Raw genomic sequence first — 3,267 nt, 5'->3', positions numbered from 1 at the left:
ACACACATCAAGTAGAGGCGGCCGAGGCTCACCAGGCGAAGGCCTCCGGGGAGGGGCCCGGCCCCGGGAAGATCTCGTCGAGACCCGTGAGCACTTCCTCGCTCAGCTCCAGCTCCAGCGCCCGCAGCGCCGACTCCAGTTGCTCCGCCGTGCGCGGGCCGACGATCGGGCCCGTCACACCCGGACGGGTCAGCAGCCAGGCGAGCGCCGCCTCACCGGGCTCCAGACCGTGCTTGTCGAGCAGGTTCTCGTACGCCTGCACCTTCTCCCGCACGGCCGTGTCGGCCAGCGCGTCCGCGCTGCGGCCGGTCGCCCGCCGGGAGCCCTCGTTCTGCTTCTTGAGCACCCCGCCGAGCAGTCCGCCGTGCAGCGGCGACCAGGGGATGACGCCGAGGCCGTACTCCTGGGCGGCCGGGATGACCTCCATCTCGGCGCGGCGCTCGGCCAGGTTGTACAGGCACTGCTCGCTGACCAGGCCCAGCGAACCGAGACGGCGGGCCGTCTCGTTGGTCTGCGCGATCTTCCAGCCGGGGAAGTTGGAGGAACCCGCGTAGAGGATCTTGCCCTGCTGGATCAGTACGTCGATGGCCTGCCAGATCTCCTCGACCGGGGTGCTCCGGTCGATGTGGTGGAACTGGTAGAGGTCGATGTGGTCGGTCCGCAGGCGCTTGAGCGAAGCGTCCACCGCACGGCGGATGTTGAGCGCCGAGAGCTTGTCGTGGTTGGGCCAGACCTCGCCGTCCGTGCCCATGTTCGCGTACACCTTGGTGGCGAGCACGACCTTGTCACGGCGGCCCTCGCCCTTGGCGAACCAGCTTCCGATGATCTCTTCCGTGCGGCCCTTGTTCTCGCCCCAGCCGTAGACGTTGGCCGTGTCGAAGAAGTTGATGCCCGCGTCGAGGGCCGAGTCCATGATGCCGTGGCTCGTGGCCTCGTCGGTCTGGGGGCCGAAGTTCATTGTGCCGAGGACGAGTCGGCTGACCTTGAGTCCGGTGCGTCCGAGCTGCGTGTACTTCATGACGTCCAAGCCAACGCCTTCGAGCGCGCTCGAAGCAAGCACCACTTCGCGCGGGGACGGGTCCTGAGGGACACCGGACGCGCAGTCAGCCCCGGCGGCCGGTCTCCGCGTCCGCGCAGTGCAGGAGCCCCCCGGTCCCGTCCCGGCTCGAGGCGAGGAACAGCACCCGGTCGGTTCCCAGCGGGACCGGCCGCTCCCACACGCCCGAGGCCGCCGCCCACAGCAGCCGGCCGTCGCGGACGGCCCCGACCGCGTCCCCGTCGCGGACGAACAGGTGCCGGTGCCCCGCCGCGATCTCCTCCGGGTGCACCGCACGGCCGTCAGGGGCGGTCAGGCGCAGTCGCCGCAGCCCGCGCCGCCCGCCGGCCTCGGCGACGTACAGCCGGTCCCGCCAGGTCGTCGCGTACACCCGGTCGCCCACACACACGGCGGGCTGCGAGAACGAGGTGAAGCGGCGGAGACCCAGCCGGACGCCGATCAGGGGCGTCGCCCGGTCCCGGCCCGACCAGGCGAAGAGCCGGATCCGGCGCCCGAGTGCCTCGGAGAACAGCGCCCGGCCGCCGTCGACCAGGGCGGGCGGGGGGCCGAGGTCCTTCACCACCCGCTTCGGGAACGAGGTCCGGCTCAGCACCTCGCCCGTGTCCGTCGCCCGCACGCAGAGCTCGCCGCGGCGCCAGGTGTGGAACAGAGCGGCGTCGGCCTCCTCGCCCTGCCCGAGCAGATCGCCGTAGCCGTTCTGCCACAGCTCGTCGCCGGTACGGGCGTCGAGGGCCCGGAAGCCCGCGGTGTCGATGATCACGGTCCCACCCCGCACCAGCAGGCCGTAGATCTTGCTGAACTCGTCCTCCCAGAGGGTCTCACCGGTCGAGGCGTCGACCCCGCTGATCTGACCGCCGTCCTCGTCGTTCCACAGCACGACGGCCGAACCGGCCGCCGCGGCCTGCCGCAGCCGGCTCCTGCGGCGCTTCCACCGCACCTCGCCCGTCTCCGCGTCCAGGGCGACGAAACCGCTGCGCTCGTAGTCCCGGTTCACAGGGACGACCACCGTCCCTCCGGCGCGGAGGATGCCACCGCCGTCCGGTTGCGTCAGCTCGTCGCTGCACCAGCGGATCCGGCCCTCGTGCGCGTCCACCGCGCCTATCCGGCTGTCGGAGACCACGACATGGACGGTGTCGCCCACGACGACGGGACTGCTCAGCGTCCCGCCGGGCGCGCGCAACGTCCACCGGCCGCTCCCCCCACCCGCGCTGATCGTCAACGGCGGTCTGTCGTCCGGCATGTACGGCTCCTTCGAAACGGCGAGCCGCCCGGCGCCGGATCCCGGCGCTGCGGGCCCGTCGCCGCGCGGAGGCGGATACCTGCGTGTTCGGCCGGCCGGTCGCGGGACGCGTCAGCCGACGGCGGCGGCCACGGCGACGATCACGAACATCAGCACCAGCGCCGCGGCCATGATCTGGTTTCTGGTCTTGGGATTCACCCGTCGAGGTTAACCCGCGCCCCCGAGGGGCCAGGAACCGACCACTTCGTACCGGGGCTGCTCGCCCGCCACTCCGCTGACCGGCAGGTTGCTGCGTACGAGGGCGAGGTCGGCGACCTGCCACGGGGTGCCCTCGAATGCGGCCAGCGCCTCGACGTACGGACGCAGGTCACCCGCGTCACGGGCCCGGGCGATCGTCAGATGCGCCTGGTAGCGGCGGTGCTCCTCCATGCTCACGCCGGCGCGGCGGGCAGCGGCGTCCGAACGCTCGGCCAGCAGCCGCATCTCCTCCAGACCGCCGGCCGCCCCGACCCACAGCGCACGGTGCCCGAACCGCCCGCCCCGGTGCAGCCGCAGCGGAAACGCCGACGTCCTGTGCGCCGCCCGCGCCAGCCGCTCCCGCAGCTCGGGCACGAGCTCGTCGTCGACCTCCCCCATGAACGCGAGCGTGAAGTGCCACCCGGCGCGCCCGGTCCAGCGGAGACTGTCGGCGTCGGGAAGCCGACGGAGGACTGCGACCTCGGTGGCGAGTTCGTCGACGGCCGTGGGGGGCGGGAGTACGGCGGCGAAGAGTCTCATGGGGTTCAGTGTGCCGCGCGGGGGCTCCGCTGCGCGGGCCGTTTCCCCCACCCCGCCCCTTCCCGAAACCGGGGGCTCTGCCCCCGGACCCCCGCGCCTCAATCGCCGGCGAGGCTGATTTCGCGCAGCGAAATCCAGCCCGCCTGGGGGCACCTCCCACGGCCGCCAGGCCGTAGGGGGAGTTTGAGGGCAC

General features: G+C 72.5%; 3 protein-coding genes. All 3 read right to left on the bottom strand.

Annotation, left to right across the window (positions count from 1 at the left end; all coding sequences use genetic code 11):
* Nucleotides 1–28: 28 nt before the first annotated feature.
* A complete protein-coding gene (locus ACWGH4_RS33255) occupies nucleotides 29–1,018 on the bottom strand; it encodes an aldo/keto reductase (protein WP_441265173.1) in 990 nt (329 codons plus the stop codon).
* 85 nt (nucleotides 1,019–1,103) lie between these two features.
* Nucleotides 1,104–2,297: an outer membrane protein assembly factor BamB family protein gene (locus ACWGH4_RS33250; protein ID WP_453467407.1), complete on the bottom strand. Its 1,194-nt coding sequence runs from the start codon at nucleotides 2,295–2,297 to the stop codon at nucleotides 1,104–1,106.
* A 207-nt stretch (nucleotides 2,298–2,504) separates the two neighbouring features.
* Entirely contained in the window at nucleotides 2,505–3,074 is a 570-nt protein-coding gene (gene thpR / locus ACWGH4_RS33245; protein WP_453467405.1) for an RNA 2',3'-cyclic phosphodiesterase, read from the bottom strand.
* Nucleotides 3,075–3,267: the final 193 nt, after the last annotated feature.

Source organism: Streptomyces sp. NPDC054847, from assembly GCF_053610925.1.
Note: the sequence above shows the minus strand (reverse complement) of the source record. Positions and strands in the feature narration are given on the sequence as shown.

Coding starts and splice junctions, on each gene's coding strand:
- thpR (WP_453467405.1), bottom strand. CDS start 3,074: ATGAGACTCTTCGCCGCCGTACTCCCGCCCCCCACGGCCGTCGACGAA.
- ACWGH4_RS33255 (WP_441265173.1), bottom strand. CDS start 1,018: ATGAAGTACACGCAGCTCGGACGCACCGGACTCAAGGTCAGCCGACTC.
- ACWGH4_RS33250 (WP_453467407.1), bottom strand. CDS start 2,297: ATGCCGGACGACAGACCGCCGTTGACGATCAGCGCGGGTGGGGGGAGC.